General features: G+C 48.5%; 5 protein-coding genes. 4 read left to right on the top strand and 1 reads right to left on the bottom strand.

Features of this window, described 5'->3' with window-relative positions; translation table 11 throughout:
- Positions 1 to 299 precede the first annotated feature (299 nt).
- Positions 300 to 1,094 carry a VLRF1 family aeRF1-type release factor gene (locus HCN83_RS17615; RefSeq protein WP_168009698.1) on the top strand — a complete coding sequence of 265 codons (795 nt, stop codon included), beginning with the start codon at positions 300 to 302 and terminating at the stop codon, positions 1,092 to 1,094.
- A gap of 81 nt (positions 1,095 to 1,175) precedes the next feature.
- Here the strand turns inward: HCN83_RS17615 and HCN83_RS17610 are convergent, their stop codons facing one another.
- Positions 1,176 to 2,411: an MFS transporter gene (locus tag HCN83_RS17610; RefSeq protein WP_343033770.1), complete on the bottom strand. Its 1,236-nt coding sequence runs from the start codon at positions 2,409 to 2,411 to the stop codon at positions 1,176 to 1,178.
- A 98-nt stretch (positions 2,412 to 2,509) separates the two neighbouring features.
- On the opposite strand from HCN83_RS17610, the gene HCN83_RS17605 reads away from it, so the two are divergent.
- The 3 genes from HCN83_RS17605 (at position 2,510) to HCN83_RS17595 (ending at position 6,616) form a co-directional block, all read left to right on the top strand.
- Positions 2,510 to 2,893, top strand: coding sequence for an OsmC family protein (locus tag HCN83_RS17605; protein ID WP_168009697.1), 384 nt, complete (start codon positions 2,510 to 2,512; stop codon positions 2,891 to 2,893).
- A 79-nt stretch (positions 2,894 to 2,972) separates the two neighbouring features.
- A complete protein-coding gene (locus tag HCN83_RS17600; protein ID WP_168009696.1) occupies positions 2,973 to 4,322 on the top strand; it encodes an MATE family efflux transporter in 1,350 nt (449 codons plus the stop codon).
- A 110-nt stretch (positions 4,323 to 4,432) separates the two neighbouring features.
- Entirely contained in the window at positions 4,433 to 6,616 is a 2,184-nt protein-coding gene (locus HCN83_RS17595) for a hypothetical protein (RefSeq protein ID WP_168009695.1), read from the top strand.
- The last annotated feature ends 166 nt before the right edge of the window (positions 6,617 to 6,782 follow it).

Below are 6,782 nucleotides of genomic sequence, written 5' to 3'. Positions count from 1 at the left end.
AGTGGCCGGGAGCCGCTCGGCTTTCTGCTGTTTTTTTGTCTTTTTCTCATTTCATTCCAAAAAAAGCGGAACCGGACACATCCGGCACCGCTTTTTTTGTTTCATAAAGGGCTTTTGAGACAGCCCCCTTTCTTTATTAATCAACGTGCGTAAGATGCCGGCTGAGAGCGGCCGAATTAACATGTATGTTTCCAGATTTCAGATCATTCAATTATCTGAGAGACTATAAAAAGAAGTTTTAATGCCTATAAAACAGGCAACAGAAAAAGTACACATATTATTAGGAGGTTTGATCGACTATGGCATTAACAAACGAACTGAAATCATTACAGAAAATACAGTGTCCGGATGGAAAGTGTGTCCTTACTGTTTACTTGAATACGGATCCATCCGACCCGGATCAGCAAAAAGGGGAATGGAAGATCCGCCTGAAAAATGGCATGAAGCGTATTGATGAATATATAGAAGCTTCAGATAATCAGGAGGAGAAAAAAGCGTACAAGAAGCTTCGCAAAAAAGTAGAAGAAGAAATTCACGGCAATCAGCCGAATCTGTTAAAGAGCGTGGTTATCTTCGCGTCCGATCACGAAGATCTCTGGTCCGTGAATTATCTGCAGGTACCGGTTGAAACATCGTTTCACTGGGAAGAAACACCGGTGCTGGAGCAGCTGGAAGAGTTGCAGAGCAGCTACCCGCGTGCAGGAGTCGTTATGCCAAATAATGATGAAGTGCGTGTCATTGATACGTCACTCGGAGAGGTCCATGATGAATGGAGCTATGAATTTGACTCAGGCAAGGAAGAATGGACGTTCAAGGAAGGTCTCGCCTCTCAGGACCGGACGGCGTCAGGAGCAAGCCACGTGGATAAGTTTAAGCAGAGATTCGAAGAAAATAAGTACCGCTTTTATAAAGATATGGCACAAAAAGTGGAGAAAATCCGAAAAGACCACGGCTGGCAGGAAATCTATGTTGTCGGGGAACCTGATATGGCTCGCACGTTCGGTGAGGTTCTCCAGACAGAGCCTGCAGGTTATGTAGAGAAAAACCTCAATAAAAAAGAAACGAAGCATGTGCTCGCAGAAGTATTTGACTAAGAAGCAGACGTAAAATAAACAATAGAATGCTAAAGAGCCGCCGTCGATATTATGACGGCGGCTCTTTTCATGCAGCATCTGTCAGGCTGTCAGCTTTTTTTCGGTTTTGTTAAGCCGTGCGGAAGATTTTCGATATTCGAACAGGACGCCTGCAAGCGCAGAAAGCGTCAGCATACCGCCAATGGATAGATAAACGGCCCCGGAGCCAACCGTATCGATCAGCACGCCTCCGATTACAGGACCGGTCATGCTGCCGAAACCGAAAAGCACCGCAGTCATGACATTGCCTGTCGGCAGAAGATCAGCCGGAACGAGATCTGCTAAATAAGTGATGCCGAGTGAAAATAAGGAGCCGAGCAGCATGCCTGTCAGGACAAAGCCGCTGAAAAGCAGGACGGAAGATTGTTCAATCAGGGGCATGATAAAAAAGATGACAGCACCGGCAACCATCAGCCCAAGCAGCACACGGCTTCGTCCGATCCGATCACTCAGCATACCTAAAGGAAACTGGGTCACTAGACTCCCGAAAACAAAGCCAGGAAGCAGAAACATCGTCGTTAATTCCAGATCGATGCCCATTCGCATGGCATAAACCGGATAATTGCCGTGAATGGATGCTTCAAGATAACCGTAACAAAAGCCCGGGAGCAGGGCGAACCAGGCAAGCCTGATTACTTTTTTGTACCTGCCGATTGTCCCTAGCTTTGAGGCGGTCTCCACATCTCCTGAAGGATATTCGTTTTTCAGATAAAGCATGAAGCATAGAGCAATGAGACTGAGAAGTGCAGATATAATAAAAGGCAGATAGAGATTAACGTCGAGCAGCCGGACGGTCATTGGACCGAGTCCAAATCCGAGTCCGAACGAGAGGCCGTAAAGCGCAAGCTGCCTGCCGCGTTTTGCTGGATCGGCGGTCGTACTGATCCATACCTGAGTGGAGAAATGGATCAGGTTATCTGCAATCCCGACGATCATTCGCAGCACAAACCAAAACCAGAATGCCTGCCATAGCGGGATGAGCATCACGGAAATGGTAACGAGTACAAGGCCTGTCAGAATAACCGGCTTATAGCCATATTTTCTGACCGGCTGTTCGATAAAAGGGGAAACTAGAATAATTCCGATATATAAAGCAGCCGCATTCAATCCATTAGCGGCAGAAGATGTTCCCGCATTCTCCAGAAGCACTGCCAGAACAGGCAGCAGCATACCTTGCGAGAAGCCCGCGATCAGGACCATGCCGATCAGCACCCAGTAGCGGAAGCCCGGTTTATTAGCCATACGCATCACCTGTCTCAAGTAGTTGATATCCTTCACCTATTTTAGACTTCTTAAGCAGATATGCAAGAAGCTTTTACGTGACGGCACAGAAAGAGAAAGGTAAAATAGAAAGGGTATATTACAGGAGGGATAGAATGGATTTTACGTGGAAAGGCGAGTATTTCGAGACTGAATTTGAACACGGAACATTAAAAATCAGCGGCAATGAAGCACAAGGCTTCCGCCCGTTTCAGCTGATGGTTTCATCGATCGCAGTGTGCAGTGCTTCTGTTTTAAGACAGGTAATGGAGAAACAGCGCATGCAGGTTGATTCACTGACGGTAACCGCTGATGTGACGAGGGATGAAGAAGCTGCAAACCGTATTTCAGCGATAGCCCTTCATTATGTTATTAAAGGAAACGGCCTCGTCAATAAGAAGGTTGAAAAAGCAGTGTCCCTCGCAGCAAAAAACTGTCCGATGGCACGAACGGTTGAGGGAGCCGTCGAACTGACAGAAACATTCGAAATTGTTGAGTAGCAATGAGGCTGCTTTTGCCAGTAAGAGCTGGTAAAAGTCAGCTTTTTTAGTCGCCAGCAGCATTCGGGAGGAGACAATCATGGCGGGAAAGCAGTACGACTTCACGAAAGGCAGCATCATGAAAAAAATGATTCTGTTCTCTTCGCCGATTTTTTTGACAAATATATTGCAGACATCTTATCAGGTAATCGATTCGCTATGGGTAGGAAACCTGCTTGGGCCAAGCGCTCTGGCAGCAACCGCAGTATCAGGTGTGGTCATATTCACCATTTTATCTTTTATAATAGGAATCAATACATCAGCATTGACCGTGCTGTCCCAATATAAAGGCGCCGGGAACGACGACGGGCTGAAGAAGGCTCTGAATGCGTTTGTCGTCATTCTGGGGTCTCTTGCACTCATCCTCGGCGTTATCGGTTTTGTGTCAGCTGAATGGATCTTAAATGCGATGGGAACGCCGGAAGAAACACTCCCGCTTGCAGCGCTGTATCTGCGGATTAATTTTGTCGGTATTCTGTTTCTTTTCGGCTACAATTTTATCGCAACAGTGCTTCGGGCACTCGGTGACAGTAAAACACCGGTGCGATTTGTTCTGCTGGCTGTCATATTAAACGCTATTTTGGACCCAATCTTTATCGCCGTGCTTGATCTTGGAATAGCCGGTGCGGCCTATGCGACGATTCTTTCACAGGGAACGGCCTTTTTATACGGACTCATCTATTCTGTGACCAAGGGAGGAGTGCCCTTTTCGTTGCCGTCACTGCCAGCTGCAGAACAGGCGCGGCGAATCTTTAAGCTGGGTCTCCCGTCAGGGCTGTCCATGATGGTGATTTCCGGAGGAGTCCTGGCGATCATGACGGTTGTCACGAGCTTCGGAGATGAAGTTACTGCCGGATTTGGAGCTGCACAAAGGCTCGACAGCTTAATTATGATCCCGGCGTTGACGCTTGGTTCAGCCATTAACAGCATGGCAGGGCAAAATATCGGCGCGGACAAATGGGGCAGAGTCGGCGATATAACGAGAAGCGGACTGACACTGATCGCAGTCGTTTCTGTCAGTCTGAGCGCAGCTGTGTTTTTTAGTGCGGAATGGGCAGTCGGGTTATTTGTTCAAGACCCGGAAACGGTTGCCTTTGGAACCATGTACGTGCAGACGGTCGCCTTTTTCTATCCATTTCTAGGCATTAATTTTGTATTAAACGGCGTAGTGCGCGCTGCCGGCGGTATGATGCAGGTTTTTATTTTGAACGTTATTTCGTTCTGGATCCTCCGGTTCCCGCTCACTTATCTGGCAGCTTCTGTTTTCGGCGAGGCCGGCATTGGCATCGGAATGGGCGCTTCTCTCGTTCTGAGTGCACTGATTGCAGCCGTTTATTATCGGTTTGGCGGGTGGAGAAAGATAAATATTATGGAAGACCCAAAAAAATGAAACGGACCCGCAGGAAAAACGTCTTACTAATCGAATATATCAATGAAAGACCTATGCTTTCGGCATGAGCCGGAACAACAGGCAAACAGGCACCATGGAGGGATCACACTATGACGCAGGCAGAGGCACTTGTTCAGAAAACATATTACAAACAAGTTGCAGGTGAAGAGTATCATCAGTTTCCGGTCAGCCGGCTGGGAAATCTTCTGGCAGACTCGTTAAAGATAGGAGAAGGCGAAGAAGACGACATCCGTTTTGCGCAGGGTGAAGTCTATTATCACCATCAGGATCTGGAGGCTGCTGTTTTTAAATGGGAGCAGGTACAGGGAGAGCTGCAAAGCTGGGCAGTTAAAAATATCGGGGATGCCCACTACGATTCCGGGTGGATTGAAGAGGCGAAAAGCAGGTATCTTTCTGTAAAGACAGAAGATAATGTGTTGAGAAGCGAGACTGCTTTACAGCTTCTGTCTATCTATGCAGAAGAGAAAGATCAGGCAAAGGTGTATGAATATCTGGAGCTCGCTTTGGATATCGATCCCGATTATCCGGGAGTATCGGACCTGGCGAGGACGATCTACGAGGATTACAAAGACTGGAACAAAGCAGTGGATCTGGCTGTAAAAGAAGGCGCAAGAACCCATGATCTGAGCTGGTACCGCCACCTGCACGGATACATAACATCCGGCTATACGGCGTCTTTCTCTCCGGAATACTTCGATCATCCGGCTAAAGACCTGGCAGAAAAAGATCACCGGCTGTTTCAGGATGTCATAGGCGCACTTACCTCCGTTTATCGCGGGACGGATCAGTTTATCTACTGGGTGGCAGCAATGAATGGTATTTTTGCTTCGATTGAACTCACAAGACGTCCGGACTGGGAGCAAATGGCTGCGCTGCACCATGACGTTTACCTGGATTTGACGAATGGAGCTTTCATGGAATCAGAGATGGAGCCTGTCATGCCAGAGCTTCTCCGGCACTGGGAGATGCTTTCAGACGGACAGAACGCTGTTCTCGCTGTAGCGGCTCAGGCTGCGTGGGAAGAGATCTATCCGGAGAAAGAATCTGTGCTTACAAGTCCGCCTGATGAAGAGACGGAGCACGCTTCCCTCGCTGTAGAAGAGATGCTGCGGCTGCTGGAATCAATGGCTTCCTGGGTGGAATCAGAAGAGCTTGATCCGGCAGGAACAACAGAGCCGCTGCGGGAAGATCTCGCTGCGATTCCAGGTCTGAGCACGATGATGGACCAGCGCGACGGACTGACGTTTGACCGGGTAAAGTGGCTGGAAGCGATCCGCACAGATTCCAATCGGGCGGAGCGAACTGCCTCGGAGCTGTCCCGGGCTGCGAAGCGACTGCTTGACCGGCTCGAAGCTCAGCAGCGGTCCGTTGAAAACTCACTTGAGCAGGGTATTCAGTTTTATGAGGATATGCTCGGACGCTTCAAAGGGCTTCGCAACACGTTGACCGATACTCGTGCTGAAAAGCAGCAAAGCATCGTCGGCACTTACCAGAAGATGAAGCAGATGCAGAAGGAGCAGTTTGAGTCCAACGTTCCTTCGCTAATTAAGGCGAGTGAAGACGTACTGGAGGATGAAGAAAAGCCGGTCAAAAATCTGCATGAGGATTTGAACGCTGCAATGAACACCCGGATGCGTGCTTTTGTTGATGATGAGCTTTTTCCGATCTTCCGCCGTTCGCTTCAAGGCTGGCTGAAAAATACGGAACAGGAGCTTCAGGAATCTCAGCTGTATCTGGATGAAAATAACGAAAGTTTAAACAGCATGATCGGCGAAGAGAAAATGCAGCTGCAGCTCGATTTTGCACTGCTTGAAGACTGGCGCCGTGATCTTACCCGCATGATCAACCGGACCGAGCTGCCGGAAGAAAACATTATGGGGAGACTCGAGCCTAAGCAGATCATGCTCCGTAACGTCGGAAAGTTTTTCGGCGAAATGCAGCAGAGCAAGACATTTCTGCTTCAGCAATATAAGCGGCTGCTGGAAAATGATGATTTTCAGGATACAGCAGAGTCGCTTTCCTACAAGCTGTTCTTTGAATTTGATTTATTTGAGAAAGCGATCCGGGCAGATGTGGATTCAGCTTTTACAGATGTGATTCTGCACATCGAACAGGTTATGGAGGAATACGAAACCGGGCTCGCTGAGACAAGAGACGAGCTAAAACGTCTTCACGAGCACCCTGAATACTTTTATGATCCACTTAAAATATTCAGCATGAGACACCGCCAGTGTGAGCGCCTCATCGGACAGGACAGACAGGCTTTCAGCTGATTATACAAAGACAAAACACGCAGAGGAAGGGCCTCTGCGTGTTTCCAGGCGTGTGCCCGGCATGTCTGACAGCTTGGTGGTGAAAGTCCACTACGGGCTTGGCAATGGGAACCGTTAGCGAATGGCAAGGGTGTCCGGGGCGACCCGGAATCTGAAGGAAGCCGGA

The organism is Alkalicoccus luteus (assembly GCF_012034335.1).
Classification (GTDB): domain Bacteria; phylum Bacillota; class Bacilli; order Bacillales; family Salisediminibacteriaceae; genus Alkalicoccus; species Alkalicoccus luteus_A.
This window is presented reverse-complemented; position numbering and strand designations above follow the sequence as displayed.